The organism is Halomonas sp. V046 (assembly GCF_052645355.1).
The window spans coordinates 230,935-253,710 of record NZ_JBQXYF010000001.1 but is presented as its reverse complement, the minus strand read 5'-3'; the positions used below and the strand labels follow the sequence as shown (position 1 = coordinate 253,710).

The window sequence follows — 22,776 nt, the reverse complement described above, 5'->3', positions numbered from 1 at the left end:
GCTCGGTGCTTGCGTCCCGGTGCTTGCGTCCCGGTGCTTGTGACCCGGGGAAACGGGGGCAGGGTGGGTGAGCGCCCCACGCCGCGGGTGGTTTATGCTGGGAAGTTCAACCTGCAAGGTGGCTGGAGGGCAACGCCATGATGATTGTCGAATTGATCGACGGTGACGATTTTCGTGATCGCCTGCTGGCCCTGGGGGTGCGTCTCCCGGCGGATGCCGGCCCGGATACCTGTGCCCGCATGGCGCGGCTCAAGGATCGCGAGGTGGGCGTGCCGGGGCTCGATGGCTTGGTGGTCGAGTTGTTGGCCAAGAGCGATATTCTGCTGCCGTCCGTACATCGCGCCATCCAGGATCATTTAAGCGCGCTCTCGGCGCTGCGTCGCTAGTCTCGCTGTTCGCTCGCTGGCCGGCGAGTGGCCGGCCAGCGAGTCGCCGCCGGGCCGCTCCTCAGGTGTCTCGGCCTCGTAGCAACGTCGACCGCGTGGCGGCTTCGCGCTGCGCTCGGTAAACTATGCCGTTTCGACCCTAGCTGTTCTTGCCCGCTTTCGCTTTTCGCCCCCCGTTTCCCGTGGTTCCGGTCTTGCTCCGGTGTTCGCCAGGCCTGGCGACAGGGGCTATCCCTAACGATATATTGTGTCGCTTCCAGCAATGAGGCATGAAAGACACTGTGTTCAAGGCAGCGCATTGCCTTGCCGCCGGGTGGCGCGACTCGTGGATCACCGCCGGGGCCGACTCGGCGGCGTACGCGGGCGATGGCGCAGCGGGCTAGACGGCCGGTCTTTCGCCTGGTTCCATTCTCCGTCAGCTGGGGTGACTGAAAGGAAATACGCATGATTCTGGACGCCGAACTGGCCCAGCAGATCGTTGACAAGACCCAGGGCATTCTCGACGCCAACATCAATGTGATGGATATCCAGGGGGTGATCATCGCCAGTGGCGATCGCCAGCGCCTGGGGCGTTTGCATGATGGCGCGGTGCTGGCCTTGAAGCGCCAAACCGAAGTTGAGATTACCCAGGACAGTGACTCGGCACTGCGTGGGGTGAAGGCCGGCATCAATCTGCTGCTCAAATGTCATAACCAGACGGTGGGGGTGATCGGCGTCACCGGCGATCCCGACGAGGTTCGCCAGGCCGCCGCCCTGGTCAAGATGACCTCTGAAATGGTCGTTGAGCAAGCCTCGTTGATGGATCGCCTGCAGTGGAACAAGCGCCATAAGGAAGGTTTTATTCTCGCCTGGATCAATCATGAACTGAGCGAGGATCAGCTCGGCGGCTGGGCCGGAAGGCTCGGCGTGAGTCTCGAGGAGCCGCGGGTCGCCGTGCTGATTGAGCTGGGCAAGCAGAACCCGATGCTCAACCTCACGGATATGCAGGATGTCATCGAATTGCTCGAATTTCCGAGCCGCGACAATCTGGTGGCTATGGTCTCCACCAACCAGATCGTGGTGCTGAAGCCGTGCTGTTCTCAGCATCAGGCCTGGAGCGGTGAACGAGAGGGGTTGCGTATCGATGCCCTGATGAACCGGCTGGCCGACAAGGGCATCGACCAGGTCAAGGTCGCACTCGGGCAGTTCTTTAGCGGTGCAGGCCATATGCACCTGTCCTTTCAGAGCGCCCAGCAGGTGCTTGCGACCGGCAAGCTGCAGTTTCCCGATCGTCACAAGTATCTGTTCGAGGAATTACGCTTGCCGGTCTTGCTGACGCCACTGGAGGATAGCTGGCAGGGCGGGCAGCTGCGCAAGTCCATCGATACGCTGCGCGATCAAGATCCATCCGGGCGCCTGTTGAAGACACTGCAGGCGCTCTATGAGCATCAGGGAAACCTGACCCAGTGTGCCCAGGCGCTGCATGTGCACCGCAATACCCTGCGCTATCGACTGGACAAGATCCACGATATTGCCGGCATCTCGCCCCATCACTTCACCGGTCTGGTGGAGTTGTATCTGGGCCTTCAACTATCGGTTCGATCCGCCTTGTGACTCTGCACAAAAAGCGACCCTGGTGGGGCGCGGGCATTTGTGCGCTGTCATAGAGCATGTGGTTCAGGGAGTCGTCATACTCGGCGACGAGCAATTTTCGACACCATCGCGCCAGCGGTCCGCGTGGGTTGCTCCGGGTTAACCCTATAACGCCAACAGGAGTCATCATGAGCCTTATCCTGATACTGCTGGCGGTGATCGTGTTTATCGTGATCGCCACCAGCAAGTTCAAAGTCCACCCTTTCCTCGCCTTGCTGGCGTCGGCCTTCATCGCCGCGTTCGCCTACGGGCTACCGCTGGACTCGGTGGTCGGCACCATCACCTCCGGCTTCGGCGGCATTCTCGGCTACATCGGCCTGGTGATAGTTCTCGGCACCATTATCGGCATCATTCTGGAGAAGAGCGGTGCGGCCATTACCATGGCCGACGTCATCATCGCCAAGCTCGGCGATCGTTTCCCGACGCTGACCATGTCGATCATCGGCTACATCGTCTCGATTCCGGTGTTCTGTGATTCCGGCTTCGTGATTCTCAATTCGCTCAAGGAGTCGCTGGCCAAGAAGCTTTCCACGTCGCCCATCGCCATGAGTGTGGCCTTGGCCACGGGCTTGTATGCCACCCATACCTTCGTCCCGCCGACGCCCGGGCCGATTGCCGCCGCCGGCAATCTCGGTCTCGAGTCGAATCTTGGGCTGGTCATCGGCGTCGGCGTCGTGGTCGCGGCGGTGGCGGCGGCGGCGGGCATGTTCTGGGCCAGCCGGTTTGCCAAGGTCGAGCCGGACGTCGAAAACCCGGCGCTGGAAGACGATGGCCTTCACCAGGACTGGCAGGCGCTCAAGGCAAGCTACGGCAAGCTGCCGAGCCCGGCCCAGGCGTTTGCGCCGATCTTCATCCCGATTCTGCTGATCTGTATCGGTTCGGTCGCTCGGCTGCCTGCGGCACCCTTCGGCGAAGGCAGCGTGCTCACCGTACTGAGCTTCCTCGGCCAGCCGCTGACTGCTCTGGTCATCGGTCTGTTGCTGTCGACGCTGTTGCTCAAGAGCGACAGCAAGATCGAAGAGTTCAGCCAGCGCATCAGCGACGGCATCGTCGCCGCCGCGCCGATACTGCTGATCACCGGTGCCGGCGGTGCGTTTGGTGCCGTACTCAAGGCCACACCCTTGGGCGAGTATCTCGGCACCACGCTGTCGGCCCTTGGGGTGGGTATCTTCATGCCCTTCATCGTGTCGGCTGCGCTGAAAACCGCGCAAGGGTCTTCGACCGTGGCGCTGGTGACGACCTCTGCCCTGGTGGCACCGTTGCTGGGTGATCTTGGCCTCGATAGCGAAATGGGTCGGGTGTTGACGGTCATGGCGATCGGTGCCGGTGCCATGACGGTGTCCCATGCCAATGACAGCTTCTTCTGGGTGGTGTCGCAGTTCAGCCGCATGAGTGTTGGTCTGGCCTACCGTGCCCAGACGCTGGCCACGCTGATCCAGGGTGTCACGGGGATGGCGTTCGTCTATCTGCTGTCGCTGTTCCTGCTCTGAACCCGTGAGTCGAGGCGGGAACCCGGTACTCGGGTTCTCGCCTCGAGGGCATCGATTCGGCGATGGGCCGTCAGCGGTCTTTTTTTTCTCTCTACCTCTCTACCTCTCTACCTCTCTACCTCTCTACCTCTCTACCTCTCTACCTCTCTACCTCTCTACCTCTCTACCTCTCTCCTCGCGTTCCGCAGGAGCCTGTTCGTCGAAATCGTGCCGCGTCATCCGCAAGGGCTCCAGGTCGGGGGCAATGCCTTCGGCTGGCGGCGGTCCCGCCACGCAGGAGCGTAGCCGATACGCCGGCCGCTGCAATCGCCGAATCAGAATTTCTTTATTGGCACAGTAAAGGCAAATTTCCTACGGATTTTTAGGCAATGTCGCGATGCCTTTGCACTACCGGCTGACCAGTATGAGTAGGGAAGTCAGAAGTTCTCGCCGACTCACCTTCTCTGTCAGCAGGTACCCACGCTGGATGCCCACGCTTTTCTCTTGTCGTTGATCCTGGCTCTGGTCGTCCTGGTGGTCGGGTGGCGCCGCCTTGCTAAGCCTCGCTCCGCGGAGAGGACAGGCAAAAGCCGATACTCGCCGGTGGTACCGAGGCAACAGTGCGGAGCGGCCTTGCCGTCGCTGCTGCTGATACTGCTGGTCAGCGGCACTCTGATGGCGTTCAACACCCTGCTGCTTCAGGGCAGCTTTCCTCGCGTCATCCCCGATGCGTTGACCTTGACGCGCCCCGGTGCCATCGCGGCATTGCTGGTGACGGTTGGCATCGTATTGACCGTGCATGATAGACCTCGGCTTCGTCGCCTGGTGGCACTCGCCGTCGCGCTGTTCGGGCTCTATCACCTGGGGGCTGCCGGGACAGTCGCCTGGCGGGGCGAAGAGGCGACCGACGATATCCTGCCCATGCTCACCAGCGTCCTGCTGTTGCTGTCGGCCCGGTGCTTGACCGAAGAAGTGGGAAGTCGGCGTTTCCGTCGTCAGTGGCGGGTGCTTGGCGGGCTTTGCCTGGTGGCCGGTCTATTGTCGTTATCCGCGCACTTGCTGCCCGGCGTCGTGCGCGACCCGGTGTGGCGGATCACTCAGGAAATGCGGCCAGTGGGTGGCGCGGCGCTGGTGGTCTACGGGGGGGCGACGTCACTGGTCGCGGGCCTGCGCAGTGAAGCATTCCGCGAGGTGCCGTCGTTGGCGCGAACGGTGGGCATCGTCGGCTGTCTGCTTAGCGTGTTCGCCTGGATGGCCAGTAGCCTGCTGTTCGAGCGTGCCCAGCGGGGAGACGTTGACGCGCTGCTGTCCCAGCTCGCTGACGGCATCAGCCAGTGGCAAGTCCGCTTGAGAGATGACTGGTCGACGGCGGCGCCGGCGCGTCTTGACCTTGCCCGCATGCCAGGGGTCGTGGCGCTCGGCGGAGTCGACGATCACGGCGGCATCACCTGGCAACGGTGGGTGAGGGATGTCGATGAGCGCCGTCAGCATCGAGCGCTGCTCCCACCGGCAGTGTCTCTGCAGTCGATTCGCCAGGAGATGGCCCCGGGTCTTCACTGGCATCTGCTTGGCCCTGATGATGCGGCTCTGGCACTGGTGGTGTTCCCGTCGGATGACGCCTCTGGGATCCGCCTGGCGATGTTGATTGACCTGGTGGAGATGGTCTCTCACCTGGTCGATCAACTAGACATCGGCATGGCGCTGACGGTGTCGGTCGCGGATCAGGAAGTTGCCGCGTTTGGCCGCAGCGGCGCGTCCGATGGAATGGCCAGCAGCATGACGCGTGCCTTTCGGGTTCAGCTCATCGATGGTCCCGCCTTGACCTTGAAGGCCCGGCCGATGAGCCCTGCGTTCGGGACGCCAGAGAGATTGCTGCCGCTGATTCTGGGCGGGCTGGGCCTGTTCGTCAGCTACCAGTTGATGATCTGGATCGCCCTTGCCGGCCTGCGCCAGCGCCATGCCCAGGCGCTGGCGGTCAGAGAACAGCGTTATCGGTCGCTCTTCGATCACAGTCCATCCGCCATCCTCACGCTGTCGCTGTCGGGAATCGTCGTCGATATCAATGCCACGATGCTGGCGCGGCTAGGGGGCCGGCGTCGGGGGTTTCTCGGGCGTCATTACACCAGTGTGGTCGTGTGCTTGCTGCGTGCCGATGTTTCCGACGAACTGGCCCTTGCCATTCAAGAGGCGCTGGCCGGGAAGACTCGCTCGCTGTCGATACGTTCAGGGGCTGGTAGCGCGGCGTTGCTGTGTTTTGAGGTGATCCTGGAGCCGGTCATCATCGATGACAGGGTGACCGGGGTGTTTGCCATCTTCCGCGACGTCACCTCTCGGGAGTTTGCCCAGTCTCAGTTGACGCTCATGGAACGGAGCCTGGCGGAGTGCAGCAACGGCGTGGTGATCGTCCACATGGCACCCGATGATCGCCCCATCGTGTTCGTCAATGAGGCCTTCTGCCGAATCACCGGCCACGACCGAGATGACCTGATCGGGCAGCCGCTGTCGGTGATCGCGGCTCAGCAGGCGGTGGCCGAGGAGCCTCGCTGGCTGTGTGAGGCGTTGCTCAGCGGCGAGGCCCGGGCGGTGACGGTGAACGCCACGCGCAAGGACGGGTCGAGTTTCTGGTGCCAGATCGTGCTTTCCCCGGTGCACAAGCATGGGCAAGCCGTCAGTCATTTCGTTGGCATCATGGACGACATCACCGAGCGCAAGCTCCAGGAGCAGCAACTGGCCCACCAGGCGACCCATGATGCGTTGACCGGCCTGCCCAATCGACTGCTGCTGTCGGACCGCCTCGCCCACGATTTTGCCCTGGCCAAGCGGCGCGGTGGTAGCCTGGCGGTGCTCTTCATCGACCTGGACGAGTTCAAGCCGATCAATGATACCCTCGGCCACGAGGTCGGCGATCGTCTGTTGGTCAGCGTGACACGGCGCTTGTCGGTGGGGCTTCGGGCATCCGATACCCTGGCGCGAATGGGTGGCGACGAGTTCGTCCTGTTGCTGGTCGACATCGGCGGCGAAGAGAAGGCCAAGGTCGTGGCTCAGCGAATGCTCAGTGCCCTGGTAGCGCCCCATTGGATCGATGGTCGTCAGCTGCATGTGACCGCCAGCATCGGTATCGCTCTGTTGAAGGGCAGCGCCGTCGAGGATCCCGAGCGTCTGATTCAACGGGCGGACCTTGCGATGTATCAGGCCAAGCAGCGAGGACGCAACACCTACCACTGCTTTACCGAAGATCTGGATGGCCAGGTACATCGCCGTGTCACCCTGCGCAATGCACTGCAGGTGGCGTTGGACCAGCAGCGCCTGGAGCTCTTCTACCAGCCGCTCGTGGGCCGTGATGGCAGCGTCAATGGCGCGGAAGCACTGTTGCGCTGGCAGCATCCGGAGCTTGGCTGGGTCTCGCCGGCGGACTTCATTCCGCTTGCCGAACAGACCGGCCAGATCGTGGAGCTGGGCCGCTGGGTGCTGTGGCGTGCCTGCCACGACACGCGGCGATTGGCGAAGCAGGGGCTGATGCCGGGCAGGGTCGCGGTCAACCTGTCACCCATGCAGTTTCATCGCACCGACTTCGTGTCATCGCTGATGATGACGTTGCAAGAGGTGCGGCTATCGCCGCGCTGGCTGGAGCTGGAGCTCACCGAAGGGGTTCTGCTGAGCGATACGTCTGGCGCCGTGGCGACCCTGAATGCGCTGGCCCGGCTGGGGGTGTCCACCGCGATCGATGACTTTGGGACGGGGTTTTCGAATCTCGATTATCTCAAGGCGCTGCCGGTGCAGAAGATCAAGATCGATCGGGCCTTCGTCGAGGATGTGACCTCGAGCGATCGCGATGCGGCGGTCTGTCGAAGCGTAGTGGCTTTGGCGCGGGAGCTCGATCTTGTCGTGCTGGCCGAGGGCGTGGAGACCCAGGCTCAATACGACTACCTGCGGCAACTTGGGTGCGACGCATTCCAGGGGTTCTTCTTCGCTGGACCGATGCCGTTCGGCGACTACTGGCGCTATCTCCACCAGGCAAGAATGGCCCGCGGGTGACGCGGGCCTGTTGTCCGTATTGGGCGAAGGCGAGGGCGGTCTCGCCATTGGTTCGTCGTGGTCGTGGCAAGCAGGGGCAGCGTTGGCTGCTAGCCCTGAGCCAGGCGCAGCGACGGGCTGGCGCCGAGGCTTGCCGCCAGCGTTTCGCGGTACCAGTCGATGAAGTCGATAACGCCGAACTCGTAGGTCATGGAGTAGGGACCCGGTTCATAGGCCAGCGAGTTGATGCCGCGCTGATTCTCCTCGGCCAGGCGACGGTCCTGCTCATTGGTGGCGTCCCATACTCTACGCATCTGCTCGGGATGGTAGTCGACGCCTTCCACGGCGTCCTTGTGCACCAGCCACTTGGTGGTGACGACGGTGCGCTGGGGGCCTAACGGCAGCACTCGGAATACCACCGCATGATCCCCCATGAAGTGATTCCAGGAGTTGGGCAGGTGCAGAATGCGCAGTGACCCCATGTCGGCGCTGGTCAGGCGCCCCATCAGCTTCTGGCAGGCGGGTTTGCCATCCATCGTCATGGAGACGGTACCATCGAGCAGCGGCGTTCGGGTCAGCCGGTTGCGCTTTCCTAGTCGGGTCAACTGCCAGGGAACATTCATTGCCTCCCAGTCGGCCTGCTTGCGGGCGACCAGTTCGCGGTAGGCCGGTGTGGCACGAGGGTCGTCGGTGTCGTCGAACTCCTGCAGCGAGTTGAGCAGCTCCGGGTGGGCGCCGTTGCAGTGGTAGCACTCGCGATTGTTCTCGATGACGAGCTTCCAGTTGGCAGATTCCTCGATGGTGGAGCTGACCGCCACCTTGAGGTTTTCCATGTCGTAGGGAGCCAGGTAATGCGCGAAGCTTGCCTTGAGTTCGTCGCAGGAGGGGGGCTGCTCGGCCAGGCAAACGAACAGGAAACCACCGGCCTCGGTCAGCGCCACGGACTTGAGGCCGTGGGCTTTCAGGTCGAAGTCCTGGCCCATGTCACTGCCGGCGAACAGCAGCCGTCCATCGAGCTCGTAGGTCCACTGATGGTAGGGGCAGACCAGCTTGGCCACCTTGCCACGCTCTGTCGCACACAGGCGCGAACCGCGGTGACGACAGACATTGTGAAAGGCGTGGAGGATGCCGCCATCGCCACGCACGATCACCAGTGGATTGTCGCCGATGGTGAGGGTCATGAAATTGCCCTTGGCGGGGACCTCACAGCTCATGCCGACGAAGACCCACTCGCGTTCGAAGATGCCTTGCATGTCGAGGCGAAACAGGCGGTCATCGTTGTAAAAGGGCTGCGGCAGCGAAAGCCCTCGCGGGTGGCGGGACAGCATGTCAAGGGTCGCGGCGCGGGCCTCGCCCAGCGGGTCGTCCAGATCGGCAGCTGAAATGACATCCATGGCTCACATCCTTGCATCGGGGCCTGGCCGTTCACGGCCGTGGCGGTGTCGGGAAATCGCCGAGACATCTCGGCGCCTCGTCAGGCACGTGCTCGTCGAGGCGAGCACGTGGGGCCAGGCAACGTCGTGATCCCGTCACCGCGTGGGACATCGCATTGCCGAGGTTATGGGCCGGAGTGTGAGCGATGGTGCTGTCGAGGAGCATTCCGTCGGCGACATCCGATGGCGCCGTTACGACGCCGATTCGCCAACGATGCCCCGAAGCGGGGAATTCGGGCATGCTGATGTCGCGATCAGAAAAGTGGTGGTCCCGTTAGCCTGGGCAGAATGCGTGCAAGATGGCTCCACTGCACCGGGGTCTTTTGCCGATCAGCCGACGAGCACCGCCACCATGTCCTTGAACTTTCTTAATCCGGTGACCACACAGACCTGGACCAACGGCCGTCATCTGGTGCGTTGCGTCAAGGTGATTCAGGAAACCTGGGATGTTCGTACCTTCTGTTTCATGGCCGAACAGCCGGTGCTGTTCTTTTTCAAGCCTGGACAATTCGTGACTCTGGAGCTCGAGGTTCAGGGCGAACAGGTTCTGCGCTCCTACACCATCTCGAGCTCGCCTTCTGTCCCGTACAGCTTTTCCATCTCGGTCAAGCGCGTCCCCGGTGGCAAGGTGTCCAATTGGCTGCATGACAATCTCGATGTCGGTCATGAGCTGGCGGTTCATGGTCCGGTGGGCAACTTCAATGCCATCGACTTTCCCGCCGACAAGGTGCTGATGCTCTCCGGTGGCGTGGGCATCACGCCGCTGATGTCGATGACTCGCTGGTTCTTCGATACCAATGCCAGCGTGGACCTGGAGTTTATCCACAGTGCCCGCACGCCTCGGGACATCATCTTTCATCGGGAACTCGAACATATCTTCTCGCGCATTCCCGAATTCCGGCTGCATATCGTCTGCGAGCGGGATCACGAGCTGAATCAGGCCTGGGCCGGGTTTCGCGGATTTCTCTCCGAACCGATGCTTGAGCTGATGGTGCCGGACTTTCTCGAGCGTGAGATATTCTGCTGTGGGCCGACGCCCTACATGGATGCCGTCAAGCGCCTCCTGGATCGCCGTGGCTTCGACATGGATCGCTATCATGAAGAGTCCTTTGGTGCGACGCCTCGCGAAGTGCGTGAGGATGTCGAGGACCTGGTGGAGCAGGCCGAAGCGGCGGCCGACGAGCTGGTCGCCGCGGACATGCACAGCGTGGAGTTCACCTCCACCGGCAAAAGCGTGCGTATCCAGCCCGGTGAAACCGTGCACGCCGCCGCGGCCAAACTGGGACTGCATATCCCCAAGGCCTGTGGCATGGGAATCTGCGGGACCTGCCGTGTCCCCCTGACCTCGGGGCGGGTCGATATGGAACACAACGGAGGCATCACCGAGGAAGACATCGAGGAGGGCTATATCTTGTCCTGTTGCAGCCGGCCGGTGGGTGATGTGGTGGTGGATTTCTGACCCGGGTGGCGGCTCCCGGTCCTGGCGGCAGGGCCGGGAAGACGAGGACGCGCGGCGATGGTTCCGATAGTCTGGTGCCAGACGATCACCGTTGCGAAGTCGCCATGCCCACTCGACCAAGACGCCTTGCTCCCCCTCACGGACAGACTCCAGACCCGGCGACGGCGTTGTCGGTCGGCTTCGTACTGCTGCCTCGCTTTACCCTGTTGCCCTTTGCCGCCTTCGTCGACTGTCTGAGGCTCGCCGCCGACGAGGGGGATCGTAGTCGCCAACTGCGCTGTCGTTGGCGCTTTATGACCGATCAAGGCGTCGATGCCGTGTCGAGCTGCGGTGCCGCCATCACGCCCTGTGAGACCTTTCGCGACCCTGTCGAGTTCGACTACCTGGTGGTGATCGGCGGTGTGCTCCACGAGCCCGGGGCCGCGGACCTGGCGGCTATCGACTACCTGCGCCGGGCCGCCGGGCTCGGCGTGCCCCTGGTGGGTGTCTGCACCGGGGTCTTCTCGCTGATCCAGGCGGGGCTCATGGACGGACGCCGCTGCTGCATCAGTTGGTATCACCATGGCGATCTGGCCCGGCGCTTTCCCGCCATGCAGCCGGTGGCCGATCGCCTGTTTGTCGACGATGGTGATCGCCTAACCTGCGCCGGAGGCGCCGCCACTGCGGACCTGGCCGCCTATCTCGTCGAACGCCACCTGGGGCGGGCCTGGGCGCGCAAGAGCCTGCATATCATGCTGATCGACGAGCGGCGGCGAGGAGACCAGGCCCAGCCTCAGCCGGTGGTGTTCGAGCGGGTGGAGGATCGCTTGGTGCGCAAGGCGATCGGCGTGCTCGAGCAGCATCTTGGCGAGGCTATTTCGGTGGATGACCTGGCCGCCCGGGTCGGGGCCTCGCGGCGTGGGCTCGAACGCAAGTTTCAGGCCGCACTTGGGGTGGGGCCGCAGAAGTTCGCCCGGGATCTGCGACTGCGCTACGGACTCTGGCTGTTGCACTACACCGAGCGCAGCGTCACCGAGATCGGCGAGCAGTGTGGATTCGCCGATACCGCCCACTTCTCCCGCCACTTCCGCGCCTGCTTCGGGCGCAGTCCTTCCCAGGTGCGCCGCGATCCCGAGGCCACCCGCGACCAGCTGGTCGATCCGTTCTTTCTGCATATCGAGGCGATCGGCGCGCCCTGATGCGGCGTTGCCCAGGGTGCGGGCATCGTCGTCGCAACGGCCAGCGCCTTCTTGCTCGCCTCGCTTCCTTCTCGCCTCGCTTCCTGGGCGTTTGGCGGTCCGCCTTGGGCTGCTGTTTCGCGCTGCCTTGCTCAGCGTGGCCGGCGACGGAGGCGTCAATCGTACAGCGGCGCCAACGGTTGGCCGGGTCGTAGTCTTCGCGGGCTGACGCCTTTCAGGGCTGATGTCGTCGCAGGCTGGCGCACGAGCGTTCCTGTGTCCTTGGTCATTCACTTCGATTTCAATGGGTTGCTGATGACCGCTTCGGTTGTCCAACAAAGATGGCGCATCTGTTCAAGTTGGAGGGCGCGCAGGCGTGTATCACTGTCGGGAGTCGGTGCCTGTCGGGGTCGCGACTGTGACACGGTGGCCTTGCGTCTGTCTGTCGGTCGCCGTTTGCTTGAATCCTGTGATGCATTCCGACCCATGGGGGCGATGGCATGGCCGATTTTTACAGCGCACTTCGACGAGAATGTCTCGCCTGCGGATGTAAGTGTCGTTTCCAGAATGTCGCAAACCGACAATGTTTTTAACGTGAACCTGTCCGCCACGGAGACCACAACAATGACCACATCTCGCCTTGCCTATTCTCGTCTGGCAGATTCTCGCCTGGCCGATTCTCACCTTGGCCGGCTCGACCCCCAGGTCGCTGCCGCCGTTGCCGATGAGGTCGTTCGTCAGCAAGCCCATGTCGAGCTGATCGCCTCGGAGAATTACGCCAGCCTCGCGGTGATGCAGGCCCAGGGCACTCAGTTGACCAACAAGTACGCCGAAGGCTATCCCGGCAAGCGTTACTACGGCGGCTGCGAGCATGTCGATGTGGTCGAGCAGCTGGCCATGGATCGCGCCTGTGCGCTGTTCGGCGCCGACTACGCCAACGTCCAGCCCCACTCCGGCGCCCAGGCCAACGCCGCCGCCTTCATGGCGCTGGTCTCGCCCGGCGACACCGTACTCGGCATGAGCCTGGCCCACGGCGGCCACCTGACGCACGGCGCGGCGCCGAATTTCTCCGGCAAGCACTACCACGCCGTGCAGTACGGCATCGATGAGGCCAGCGGCCAGATCGACTACGCCGAGGTCGAGCGCCTGGCCAAGGAACATCGTCCCAAGATGATCGTGGCCGGCTTTTCCGCCTATTCCCAGATCGTCGACTGGCGCCGCTTTCGCACCATCGCCGATGCCGTCGGCGCCTGGCTGCTGGTCGATATGGCCCACGTGGCGGGCCTGGTAGCCGCGGGGCTGTATCCGAGCCCACTGCCCCATGCCCATGTGGTGACCACCACCACCCACAAGACGCTGCGTGGCCCGCGCGGCGGGCTGATCCTGTCGGCCAGCGGTGACGAAACGCTGTACAAGAAGCTCAATGGCGCGGTCTTTCCGGGTCAGCAGGGCGGCCCGTTGATGCACGTGATCGCGGCCAAGGCGGTGGCCTTCCGCGAGGCCATGAGCCAGGACTTCGTGCGCTATCAGGAGCGGGTTGTCGCCAACGCCAAGGCCATGGCCGAGGTGGTCATGGAGCGGGGGTTCGATGTGGTCTCCGGCGGCACCGAGGATCACCTGTTTCTGCTGTCGCTGATCGCTCAGGGCGTGACAGGCAAGGATGCCGATGCGGCACTCGGGCGGGCTCATATCACGGTCAACAAGAATGCCGTGCCGGGGGATCCCCAGAGCCCCTTTGTGACCTCGGGGCTGCGCATCGGCACCCCGGCGGTGACCACCCGCGGCTTCGACCGCGACGACTGTGTGGCGCTGGCCGGCTGGATCTGCGACATCCTCGATGTGCTGGCTCGGGGCGAGTCCACCGAGGCCATCGAAGCCGAAGTCCGTGGCCATGTCGGCGAGCTGTGCGCGCGTCATCCGGTGTATCCGGCCGCCGAGCCAGCGGATGTCGACGAGAGCGTTTCGGCCTGAGGCCACGCCCGGTAACCCTGCCCCAAGATCACTGGGCCAGTACTCGGCCTCGAGACGCACGAGTCGATCCACCTGGCCCGATACACATGGTCCGATACAGATGGTCCGATACACATGACCCGGCCGGCGTCTGCCGCCGCCGGCCGACGCTTAAGGAGATCACTATGCAACGCTATTCCGGGTTTGCCCTGGCCAAGCATGCGCTCAGCCATCACGAAAACTGGCAGCGCCAATGGCGCAGCCCCGAGCCGAAGAAGGCCTATGACGTGATCATCGTCGGCGGCGGAGGCCACGGTCTGGCGACGGCCTATTACCTGGCCAAGGAGTTCGGGGTCAAGAACGTCGCGGTGATCGAAAAGGGCTGGCTCGGCGGCGGCAACACCGCACGCAATACGACCATCGTGCGCTCGAACTACCTGTGGGACGAGGCCGCGGCGCTCTACGAGCATTCCATGAAGCTGTGGGAGGGGTTGTCGCAGGATCTCAACTACAACGTCATGTTCTCCCAGCGCGGCGTGTTGAACCTCGGCCATACCCTGCAGGACATGCGCGATATCCAGCGGCGGGTCAATGCCAATCGCCTCAATGGCATCGATGGCGAGGTGCTGGACGCCGCCGGGGTGCAGAAGCTGGTGCCGATCATGGACTGTTCGAAACACGCTCGTTATCCGGTGCTCGGCGCGTCCTGGCAGCCGAGAGCCGGTGTCGCTCGCCACGATGCCGTGGCCTGGGGCTTTGCCCGCGGGGCCGACGCCCATGGGGTCGATATCTTGCAGCAGACCGAGGTCACCGGCTTCAAGATCCGCGATGGCCGGATCCTCGGCGTTCACACCAATCGCGGCGACATCGAGGCCAAGACCGTGGGCTGCGTGGCCGCTGGCAATTCTGGCGTGCTGGCCAGGATGGCCGGCATCAAGCTGCCACTGGAGTCGCATCCGCTCCAGGCGCTGGTCTCCGAGCCGCTCAAGCCGGTGCTCGATACCGTGGTGATGTCCAACCACGTGCACGGCTATATCAGCCAGTCCGACAAGGGTGATCTGGTCATCGGTGCCGGCATCGATGGCTACAACGGCTACGGCCAGCGCGGCAGTTACCCGACCGTCGAGCATACCCTTCAGGCCATCGTCGAGATGTTCCCGATCTTCTCTCGGGTACGCATGAACCGGCAGTGGGGCGGTATCGTCGATACCTGCCCCGATGCCTGCCCGATCCTGTCGAAGACGGCGGTCAAGGGGCTCTACTTCAACTGCGGTTGGGGCACCGGCGGCTTCAAGGCGACCCCGGGCTCCGGCCATGCCTTCGCCGCGAGCCTTGCCAAGGGCGAGATGCATCCGCTGGCCGCGCCGTTCGCCATCGATCGCTTCCATAGCGGGGCCTTGATCGATGAGCACGGCGCCGCGGGCGTTGCCCACTGATTCGGGACCACCGACTGCGCGAGGAATACCGCCATGTTTCATATTTTCTGCCCGCACTGCGAAGAGCTGCGCGAGGAAGAGGAGTTCCATCCCAAGGGCCAGGCCCACATCGTGCGCCCGGCCGACCCCGAATCCTGCTCGGACGAGGCCTGGGGGGACTATCTGTTCTTTCGTGACAACCCCCGCGGCATCCACCACGAGCTGTGGGTGCACGCCGTGGGCTGTCGCAAGTTCTTCAACATGACCCGCAATACCCAGACCTACGAGATTCTCGAAACCTACAAGATCGGCGAGTCACCGCGGGTGACCGCCGCCGGCAGCGAGGCGCCGGCGGCCGGCGCCGCTGGCGTCGATAGCCGGTGCCCCGAGGAGGTGCGCGCATGAGACAGCCCAACCGTCTGAACCAGGGCGGGCGCATCGATCGCTCTCGGCGCCTGTCGTTCACCTTCAATGGCAAGCGCTATCAGGGCTATCACGGCGATACGTTGGCCTCGGCGCTGCTCGCCAATGGCGTCGACGTGGTCAACCGCAGCTTCAAGTATTCACGTGCCCGTGGCATCGTCGCCGCCGGCGCCGAAGAGCCCAATGCCGTGGTCCAGCTCGGCGCGACCGAAGGCGGCCAGGTGCCCAATGTACGCGCTACCCAGCAGGCGCTGTTCGATGGCCTGAGTGCGCGCTCGACCAATGGCTGGCCCAACGTCCAGCGCGACCTGATGGGGCTCGTCGGCAAGCTCGGTGGCAAGCTGATGCCGCCAGGGTTCTATTACAAGACCTTCATGGCGCCGGCGTCCATGTGGCGGACCTACGAGCATTACATCCGCAAGAGTGCCGGTCTCGGGCGCAGCCCGGCGGAGCGCGACCCGGATAGCTACGATCACATGAATCGCCACTGTGATGTGCTGGTGGTGGGTGCCGGCCCGGCGGGACTCGCCGCGGCCCTGGGTGCCTCGCGCTCCGGTGCTCGGGTGATCCTGTGCGATGAGCAGGAAGAGATGGGTGGCTCGCTGCTGGACACGCGCGAGACCCTGGACGAGGCGCCGGCGGCCGAGTGGGCCAAGGCCGTGCTCGAAGAGCTTCGCGCCAACCCCGATGTCCTGGTGCTGGCGCGCACGACGGCCAACGGCTATCACGATCACAACTTCGTCACCTTGCACGAGCGTCGTACCGAGCACCTGGGCGAGACGGCGCCGCACAAGAATGGCCGTCGCCAGGTTCGTTCACGCCTGCACCGTGTGCGTGCCGGTCGCGTGGTGCTGGCGACGGGGGCCCATCAGCGCCCGCTGGTCTACGCCGGTAACGACGTGCCGGGCAATATGCTGTGTGATGCCGTGTCGAGCTATATCCGCCGCTACGGTGTGGTACCGGGCTCGCGGCTGGTGGTATCGACGAGCCATGACGACGGCTACCGAGCCGCGCTGGACTGGCTGGATGCCGGCCGCGAGGTGGTCGCCATCGCCGACGCCAGGCGCTCGCCGGGTGGCGACCTCGTCGAACAGGTGCGCGAGCGTGGCGTGCGCATCATCGAAGGCGCGGCGGTGATCGAGGCCAAGGGCGACAACCGTGTGAGCGGCGCTCGGGTGGCCACGATCGATGTGCCGGGCTTCAAGGTGGTCGGCGATGCCGACGCGCTTGAGTGTGACACTATCGCTTCCTGTGGCGGCTTCAGCCCGGTCATCCACCTGGCCTCCCACACCGGCTCGCGCCCCGAGTGGCGTGACGACCTGCTGGGCTTCGTGCCGACACTGCCCAAGGGCATGCTGGCCGCCGGTGGTGCGATGGGGGTCTATGCGCTGGCCGATGTCTTGACCGCCGGGGCCGAGGCCGGGATCCGGGCGGCAACGGAAACGGGCTTCGCGGCCGACGCGCTAGCGCTGCCTCAGGCCGCTCATCGTGTGGAAGGGGAGGCACTGGCGCTCTACCAGGTGCCCCATGACAAGCCGACGCTGCGCGCGCCGAAGCAGTTTGTCGATCTGCAAAACGATGTCACGGCGGCGGCCATTGAGCTGGCGACCCGAGAGGGCTTCGAGTCGATCGAGCACGTCAAACGCTATACCGCCATGGGCTTCGGTACCGATCAGGGAAAGCTCGGTAATATCAATGGGATGGCCATCGCCGCTCGGTGTCTGGGTCGCACGATCCCGGAAGTCGGCACCACGGTGTTCCGGCCGAACTATACGCCGGTGACCTTCGGCGCCATCGTCGGCCGTCACTGTGGCGCGCTGTTCGATCCCGAGCGTTATACCGCTCTGCACGAGTGGCACGTGACGCGTGGCGCCGAATTCGAGGATGTCGGGCAGTGGAAGCGTCCTTGGTACTTCCCCCGCGAGGTCGGTGGCAAGCGCGAGACGCTGCACGAGGCCGTCGCCCGGGAGTGCCTGGCGGTGCGCGAGGGCGTCGGTATCCTGGATGCCTCGACCCTGGGCAAGATCGATATTCAGGGGCCGGATACGCGGGAGTTCCTCGGTCGGGTCTACACCAACAAGTGGGCCAAGCTCGAGGTAGGGCGAGTACGTTATGGTCTGATGTGCAAGGACGACGGCATGGTCATGGACGATGGCACGACCAGCTGCCTTGCCCAGAACCATTTCTTGATGACCACGTCCACCGGCGGCGCCGCCGCGGTGCTTGAGTGGTTGGAGCTATGGCACCAGACCGAGTGGCCGGAGCTCGATGTCACCTTCACCTCGGTGACCGATCAGTGGGCGACCATGACGGTGACCGGCCCCAAGGCTCGGGACCTGCTGGCGGAACTCACCGATATCGACCTGGGGCGCGACGCCTTCCGCTTCATGGACTGGCGCGAGGGCAAGGTCGCAGGCGTTCCGGCACGCGTGTTTCGGATCTCCTTCACCGGCGAGCTGGCCTATGAGATCAACGTCCAGGCGAACGCCGCGATGCACGTGTGGCGGGCGCTGTTCGAGCACGGCGAGAAGTATGACCTGACACCCTATGGCACCGAGACCATGCACGTCTTGAGGGCCGAGAAGGGCTTCATCATCGCCGGTCAGGACACCGACGGCTCGGTCACGCCGGAGGATCTCGGCATGCAGTGGGCGGTGGGCTACGACAAGCCGTTCTCATGGATCGGCAAGCGGGCCCTGACACGCCCCGATACCGCCAGGGCGGATCGCAAGCAGCTGGTGGGCCTCAGGCCCAAGGACCCGGCGGTGGTGCTCGAGGAGGGCGCCCAGATCGTGCTCGATCCGACGCCGTCGATCCCGATGCCCATGGCGGGCCATGTCACCTCGAGCTATTACAGCCCCACCTTGGGCGCTGGTTTTGCCTTGGCCGTGGTCAAGGGCGGGCATCGGCGCCAGGGCGAGACCGTCTACCTGCCCCAGGTCGATGGCAGCGTCATCGAGGCCGAAGTCACCGCCACCATCTTCGTCGACCCTAAGGGAGAGCGCCAGAATGTCTGATGCCCCGAACACTGGCCTGGCCAACGTCTACGACGCCCAGCCCGGCGATGCCATTGGCGTCGAGTCGCCGCTGGCCTGGTCCTATGCCAATAGCACGGTGCCTGCGCCGAGCGCCAAGAGTCGAGTGACGCTGCGCGAGCGCGTCGACCTTGACCATTTGGTCCTGCGTGGCGGCGCCATCGTGCTCGACGAAGCCCTGCGAGAGGTGTTCGGCGTGGGGCTGCCGGCGCGTCCCCAGCAGATGCTGACGGCCGAGGACGGTGAGGCCAGCATGGCCCTGAGTGTGCAGTGGCTATCGCCTGACGAGTGGCTTCTCATCGTGCCGGAGGGGCGTGCCTTCGAGGTCGAGACGGCGCTGCGCCGGGCGCTGGGGGCGGCAAGCGCGGCGATCAGCTGCGTGACCGGCGGCCAGACCCTGATCGAGCTTGCCGGCGATGAGGAGGCCCTCGGTGAGCTGCTGATGAAGTCGGTCGTCTATGACGTCCATCCTCGCGCCTTTCCGCCGGGCAAGGGGGTGACCACGGTCTTCGCCAAGGCCACGGTGATTCTGCGCCGCCCCGACGATACGCGCTGGGAGCTGGTGGTCAGGCGCAGCTTCGCCGACTACGTCTACCGTTGGCTGCTGGATGCCGGGGAAGAGTTCGCCATCGGCGTCGAGCGGGGAGATCAGCGATGACGCCTTCGTCACAAGGGCCGTCGCGCACCGCTGCCAGGCACGCCAGTGACGTCTGGACCCTCACCGCCCAGTGCCCTGGCAGAGTCGGCACCGTGGATGTGGTCACGCGCTTTCTGCGCGAACAGGGCTGCTACATCACCGAGCAGCAGTCCTTCGACGATCAGACGTCTGGGCAGTTTTTCATTCGCACCGAGTTTCGGCCCCCGCCGGGGGCCGATGCCGGCGCGGGGTGCACGCTGGTGGCGGCGGAGTTCGAGGCCGGCTTCGGCGAGCGGGCGCGGGAGTTTGCCATGAGCTTCGAGCTTAGCCCGCCCGGGCGTCTGACGCCGGTGGTGATCATGGTGTCGAAGGCAGATCACTGTCTCAATGATCTGCTGTATCGCTACCGCACCGGGCAGCTACCCATCGAGATTCGTGCGGTGGTCTCCAACCATCCGGATCTCGAGCCCCTGGCCGAATGGCACGGGTTGGCGTATCACCACTTGCCGATCACCCCGGACACCAAGGCTCAGCAGGAGGCTCAGGTATGGCGGATCGTCGAGGACAGTGGCGCTGAGCTCGTGATTCTGGCGCGGTACATGCAGGTACTGTCCAGTGCGATGTGTGAGCGCCTTAGCGGTCGGGCGATCAATATCCACCACTCCTTGTTGCCTGGGTTCAAGGGGGCCAAGCCGTATCATCAGGCCTTCGACAAGGGCGTCAAGCTGGTCGGCGCCACCGCCCACTACATCAACGATGATCTCGACGAGGGGCCGATCATTACCCAAGGCGTCGAGCCCGTCAGCCATGCCGACAGTGCCGACGATCTGGTCGCCCGTGGGCGTGACATCGAGTGCCTGACCCTGGCGCGGGCGGTGTCGCTGCATGTGCAGCGGCGGGTGTTTCTCAATGGCTCGCGCACGGTGGTGTTTCAGCGTTGACGCCGGTGCCACTGGTGATTGAAACCCTGCTGGACTAGCCCCATGCTGAAGGCATCGGTGCAGCAATTTTTCGTCACAGCAGGAGAGCATCCCGATGGCAACGGTATTGGCCTTTGATGTCTATGGCACCCTGATCGATACCCACGGTGTGGTGGCCGAGTTGGAGGCACGACTCTCCGGCGACAAGGCGGATCTCGCCCTGGAGTTTTCCCGGCGCTGGCGTGATAAACAGCTCGAGTACAGCTTTCGCCGAGGGCTGATGGGGGCCTACGTGGATTTCAGTGAATGCACCCGTGCAGCGCTCGAGTTCACCGATCGTGCCCAGCAGACGGGGCTGTCGGAGGCCGACAAGGACCACCTGATGGGGACCTACGCCAGGCTTCCTGCATTCGCCGAGGTGAGCCAGGCGCTCAAGCGCTTTGGCGAGGCCGGCATTACCTGCGTGGCGTTCTCCAACGGCAGTCGTGAGGCGGTGGAGGGGCTGCTCGACCAGGCGGACATCCGAGACCGCTTCAGCGAGGTTGTCAGCGCCGAGGAGGTCAAGCGCTTCAAGCCGGACCCCGCGGTCTATGCCCATCTGCGCTCGCGTCTAGACGTGGAGCCAGGGGATACCTGGCTCGTTTCATCCAATGCCTTCGATGTGATCGGGGCGCGCCACGCGGGGCTGCATGCGGCCTGGATTCGGCGCAGCCTCGACGCGCCCTTTGATCCCTGGGGCATCGAGCCGGACCTTACCGTGGCGGACCTGGATGCCCTGGCCGATCGGTTGATCTAAGGCGTGGCGGTGGCCAGGTCGGCGCCGCGAACGCCGGTGCAAGGCGCCAGCTGATGGCGTCGCCCGCAGCCTCGGGCAAGGACCTGCAGAGCCCGCAGGTTGCTGTGGTTGCGTGGCCGTTGGATGCCGATATCAGGCCGTCAGAAGTTGGCTGTCGGCGCCTTCGTCTGGCCGCCCGTCCAGAAAAGCCCGACAGATGCTAGGTGCTAGGATTTAAGCTCTACGTGCTAAGGACAGGACGGCGCCGCCGAAGAGGCCGAAAGCTCTATACGGCTGAAGCGGGCGGTGGCGTCCACGCCGGCGTTGTCACCGTCGCTCATCAGGGCGATGCCGTCGATGCTGTCGGGGGACGCACCGAACAGGCGCCGGTAGTCCTCGCGCACGTTACGTACCTCTCCCACCCACTGGCCAACCTTGGTATCGCCGCTTTCCACCGCCATCAGCACGGCGCGCTCGGTGAAGGCGTTCGGCCAGGTGGCGCCCTCCGCCCGGGACGATGACCAGACGTAGTTAACCGACTCCACCTGCCATGGCAGCAGGCCGGTCTTGCGCGCCACATACACCCTGGCGGGGTAGTCATCGCCTGGTTTGGTGGTTTCGTCGAGACCGTGGTGGATGTTGGACACCTGCCAGCACCACCGCAGATACGGCGTGGCATTCAAGTCGATGTCTCGTTCCAGGTACTTGGCCGATGCCTGACCGTTGGCGCGGGCCTCGAGAACGCTCAAGCCATCCACCTGGGTCAGGCGGTATTCGGTGTCGCCGGAAAAGGACTTGGTCGGCCACTCGAGCATGGTTCGGGGGGTGAAGCTGATGTCTTGGGCGCTGGCGTTGCCGCCAATGGCCATGGCAACGGTTCCGACCAGCAACCAGGGCAGGCGGCATGAGAGGAGGGGCATTGGAGTCTCCCTTGGCGGGGTGGCGATCGAGTTGCGAAGAAGCGCGTCTCGGCGTGGCGGCGGTCTCTTGGTTGGTTGGGCGCGGTCTTGGTGGGTGCATCGGGGGGCGGCGCGCCTCCATGCGGGGGCAAGACTACCCATGGCATGGGCAAGCGGTCTCGGAAAATGTGTCGAATCAGGCGCGTTGATCCTTACACCGCTGTGGCACGGCTTTCCGGTGGGAGATGGCTTGCGGCGTGCCGGTCCCTCGACCATCCTGAGGGTTCTGCCCGCCTCAGCGAAAGGAGATCTACCATGCGTCAACTGATCAGCGCGGCCCTGGCCTTGGGCATGACGCTAAGTGCCAGCGGGGTTACCGCCGACGAGGGCGTCGAGATCAATGAGCACGGCATCGCGAGTACCACCAGCAAGGCGCCGCTGGAGGATGTCGACACACGTCTGCGTGCGGGGCTCGAAAAGCGCGGCATGGGCCTGATGGCGGTGGTCGATCATGCGGCCAATGCTGCCGGCGTCGAGCTTGACCTGCCGCCAACCCGAACGTTCATCTTCGGCAAGCCCGAGGTGGGCACCAAACTGATGCAGTGCCAAGGCAGTGTGGCGCTCGACCTGCCCCAAAAAATGCTCATTCGGGAGCATGACGGCGGCGTACTGATCCAGTGGAACGATCCCCACTATCTGGCGACACGTCATGGACTGGAGGCCTGTGACTTGCCCATCGACAAGATCGCGGAGGTCTTGTCCGGGCTGGCGCTGGAAGCCGCCGGTGACCGCTAGTGGCGGACAGCGATAGAGTCGAGAAGTGAGATGGCGCTCGGAGGCAAGATGGCGCTTGGAGGCAAGATGGCGCTTGGAGATAGCCCCAGGAGATAGCGCGTAGAGAGACGCGAATAGACAGCTTCACACCAGCGCCGAGCCTCGAAATGGTGCTGGTGTGAAGCTGTCGAGTGGGCCTGCCCCAGCGTTGCCCCGCCGGGCTTGTTTCGACGGGCTTGTTTCGACGGGCTTGTTTCGACGGGCTTGTTTCGACGGGCTGGGGCGGCGCGAGCAACCGAGCCAACGCCGGGAGGCGGGGCGCAGAGGTGCCTCGTTGGACGCGGCTTTTCTCACTCGTCCTCATTCGGTGGGCTGTCTGTCTCGTTCGGGCGCCGGAT

General features: G+C 64.1%; 16 protein-coding genes. 14 read left to right on the top strand and 2 right to left on the bottom strand.

What is annotated here, in order from left to right; all coding sequences use genetic code 11:
- Window positions 1-137: 137 nt before the first annotated feature.
- From ACUN9Y_RS01085 to ACUN9Y_RS01070, 4 genes are all read left to right on the top strand, one after another.
- Entirely contained in the window at window positions 138-386 is a 249-nt protein-coding gene (locus ACUN9Y_RS01085; RefSeq protein ID WP_445458829.1) for a hypothetical protein, read from the top strand.
- A 444-nt stretch (window positions 387-830) separates the two neighbouring features.
- A complete protein-coding gene (locus tag ACUN9Y_RS01080; RefSeq protein WP_445458828.1) occupies window positions 831-1,979 on the top strand; it encodes a sugar diacid recognition domain-containing protein in 1,149 nt (382 codons plus the stop codon).
- A gap of 167 nt (window positions 1,980-2,146) precedes the next feature.
- Window positions 2,147-3,508 carry a GntP family permease gene (locus tag ACUN9Y_RS01075; protein ID WP_445458827.1) on the top strand — a complete coding sequence of 454 codons (1,362 nt, stop codon included), beginning with the start codon at window positions 2,147-2,149 and terminating at the stop codon, window positions 3,506-3,508.
- A gap of 612 nt (window positions 3,509-4,120) precedes the next feature.
- Window positions 4,121-7,522 carry a putative bifunctional diguanylate cyclase/phosphodiesterase gene (locus tag ACUN9Y_RS01070; RefSeq protein WP_445458826.1) on the top strand — a complete coding sequence of 1,134 codons (3,402 nt, stop codon included), beginning with the start codon at window positions 4,121-4,123 and terminating at the stop codon, window positions 7,520-7,522.
- An 89-nt stretch (window positions 7,523-7,611) separates the two neighbouring features.
- Here the strand turns inward: ACUN9Y_RS01070 and ACUN9Y_RS01065 are convergent, their stop codons facing one another.
- Window positions 7,612-8,895, bottom strand: a complete 1,284-nt coding sequence (locus ACUN9Y_RS01065) for an aromatic ring-hydroxylating oxygenase subunit alpha (protein ID WP_445458825.1) — start codon at window positions 8,893-8,895, stop codon at window positions 7,612-7,614.
- Between the two features lie 391 nt (window positions 8,896-9,286).
- Between ACUN9Y_RS01065 and ACUN9Y_RS01060 the strand changes: the two genes are divergently transcribed.
- The 9 genes from ACUN9Y_RS01060 to ACUN9Y_RS01020 all read left to right on the top strand — a co-directional run bounded on the left by ACUN9Y_RS01060 (window position 9,287) and on the right by ACUN9Y_RS01020 (window position 20,726).
- Entirely contained in the window at window positions 9,287-10,393 is a 1,107-nt protein-coding gene (locus ACUN9Y_RS01060; RefSeq protein WP_445458824.1) for an FAD-binding oxidoreductase, read from the top strand.
- Window positions 10,394-10,497: 104 nt separating this feature from the next.
- Window positions 10,498-11,571, top strand: coding sequence for a GlxA family transcriptional regulator (locus ACUN9Y_RS01055; RefSeq protein WP_445458823.1), 1,074 nt, complete (start codon window positions 10,498-10,500; stop codon window positions 11,569-11,571).
- A 603-nt stretch (window positions 11,572-12,174) separates the two neighbouring features.
- Window positions 12,175-13,521 (top strand): serine hydroxymethyltransferase, encoded by a 1,347-nt coding sequence (glyA, locus tag ACUN9Y_RS01050; RefSeq protein ID WP_445458822.1) that lies wholly within the window; start codon window positions 12,175-12,177, stop codon window positions 13,519-13,521.
- Window positions 13,522-13,685: 164 nt separating this feature from the next.
- Window positions 13,686-14,936: a sarcosine oxidase subunit beta family protein gene (locus ACUN9Y_RS01045; RefSeq protein WP_445458821.1), complete on the top strand. Its 1,251-nt coding sequence runs from the start codon at window positions 13,686-13,688 to the stop codon at window positions 14,934-14,936.
- 33 nt (window positions 14,937-14,969) lie between these two features.
- Window positions 14,970-15,320, top strand: coding sequence for a sarcosine oxidase subunit delta (locus ACUN9Y_RS01040; RefSeq protein ID WP_445458820.1), 351 nt, complete (start codon window positions 14,970-14,972; stop codon window positions 15,318-15,320).
- The gene (locus ACUN9Y_RS01035) at window positions 15,317-18,355 is read left to right on the top strand and encodes a sarcosine oxidase subunit alpha family protein (protein WP_445458819.1); all 3,039 of its coding nucleotides are present in this window, start codon (window positions 15,317-15,319) and stop codon (window positions 18,353-18,355) included. Before ACUN9Y_RS01040 ends, ACUN9Y_RS01035 begins: the two co-directional genes overlap by 4 nt.
- Window positions 18,348-19,031, top strand: coding sequence for a sarcosine oxidase subunit gamma (locus ACUN9Y_RS01030; protein ID WP_445458818.1), 684 nt, complete (start codon window positions 18,348-18,350; stop codon window positions 19,029-19,031). Before ACUN9Y_RS01035 ends, ACUN9Y_RS01030 begins: the two co-directional genes overlap by 8 nt.
- Entirely contained in the window at window positions 19,028-19,951 is a 924-nt protein-coding gene (gene purU, locus ACUN9Y_RS01025; protein ID WP_445458817.1) for a formyltetrahydrofolate deformylase, read from the top strand. Before ACUN9Y_RS01030 ends, purU begins: the two co-directional genes overlap by 4 nt.
- Before the next feature lie 94 nt (window positions 19,952-20,045).
- The gene (locus ACUN9Y_RS01020; protein ID WP_445458816.1) at window positions 20,046-20,726 is read left to right on the top strand and encodes a haloacid dehalogenase type II; all 681 of its coding nucleotides are present in this window, start codon (window positions 20,046-20,048) and stop codon (window positions 20,724-20,726) included.
- A gap of 227 nt (window positions 20,727-20,953) precedes the next feature.
- Here the strand turns inward: ACUN9Y_RS01020 and ACUN9Y_RS01015 are convergent, their stop codons facing one another.
- Entirely contained in the window at window positions 20,954-21,625 is a 672-nt protein-coding gene (locus tag ACUN9Y_RS01015; RefSeq protein ID WP_445458815.1) for a DUF3047 domain-containing protein, read from the bottom strand.
- A gap of 294 nt (window positions 21,626-21,919) precedes the next feature.
- Between ACUN9Y_RS01015 and ACUN9Y_RS01010 the strand changes: the two genes are divergently transcribed.
- Entirely contained in the window at window positions 21,920-22,399 is a 480-nt protein-coding gene (locus ACUN9Y_RS01010) for a DUF302 domain-containing protein (RefSeq protein WP_445458814.1), read from the top strand.
- Window positions 22,400-22,776 lie beyond the last annotated feature (377 nt).

Excerpts from the sequence above, each read along its gene's own strand:
- ACUN9Y_RS01085 (WP_445458829.1), top strand. The coding sequence starts at position 138 with ATGATGATTGTCGAATTGATCGACGGTGACGATTTTCGTGATCGCCTG.
- ACUN9Y_RS01080 (WP_445458828.1), top strand. The coding sequence starts at position 831 with ATGATTCTGGACGCCGAACTGGCCCAGCAGATCGTTGACAAGACCCAG.
- ACUN9Y_RS01075 (WP_445458827.1), top strand. The coding sequence starts at position 2,147 with ATGAGCCTTATCCTGATACTGCTGGCGGTGATCGTGTTTATCGTGATC.
- ACUN9Y_RS01065 (WP_445458825.1), bottom strand. The coding sequence starts at position 8,895 with ATGGATGTCATTTCAGCTGCCGATCTGGACGACCCGCTGGGCGAGGCC.
- ACUN9Y_RS01060 (WP_445458824.1), top strand. The coding sequence starts at position 9,287 with ATGTCCTTGAACTTTCTTAATCCGGTGACCACACAGACCTGGACCAAC.
- ACUN9Y_RS01055 (WP_445458823.1), top strand. The coding sequence starts at position 10,498 with ATGCCCACTCGACCAAGACGCCTTGCTCCCCCTCACGGACAGACTCCA.
- glyA (WP_445458822.1), top strand. The coding sequence starts at position 12,175 with ATGACCACATCTCGCCTTGCCTATTCTCGTCTGGCAGATTCTCGCCTG.
- ACUN9Y_RS01045 (WP_445458821.1), top strand. The coding sequence starts at position 13,686 with ATGCAACGCTATTCCGGGTTTGCCCTGGCCAAGCATGCGCTCAGCCAT.
- ACUN9Y_RS01040 (WP_445458820.1), top strand. The coding sequence starts at position 14,970 with ATGTTTCATATTTTCTGCCCGCACTGCGAAGAGCTGCGCGAGGAAGAG.
- ACUN9Y_RS01035 (WP_445458819.1), top strand. The coding sequence starts at position 15,317 with ATGAGACAGCCCAACCGTCTGAACCAGGGCGGGCGCATCGATCGCTCT.
- ACUN9Y_RS01030 (WP_445458818.1), top strand. The coding sequence starts at position 18,348 with ATGTCTGATGCCCCGAACACTGGCCTGGCCAACGTCTACGACGCCCAG.
- purU (WP_445458817.1), top strand. The coding sequence starts at position 19,028 with ATGACGCCTTCGTCACAAGGGCCGTCGCGCACCGCTGCCAGGCACGCC.
- ACUN9Y_RS01020 (WP_445458816.1), top strand. The coding sequence starts at position 20,046 with ATGGCAACGGTATTGGCCTTTGATGTCTATGGCACCCTGATCGATACC.
- ACUN9Y_RS01015 (WP_445458815.1), bottom strand. The coding sequence starts at position 21,625 with ATGCCCCTCCTCTCATGCCGCCTGCCCTGGTTGCTGGTCGGAACCGTT.
- ACUN9Y_RS01010 (WP_445458814.1), top strand. The coding sequence starts at position 21,920 with ATGCGTCAACTGATCAGCGCGGCCCTGGCCTTGGGCATGACGCTAAGT.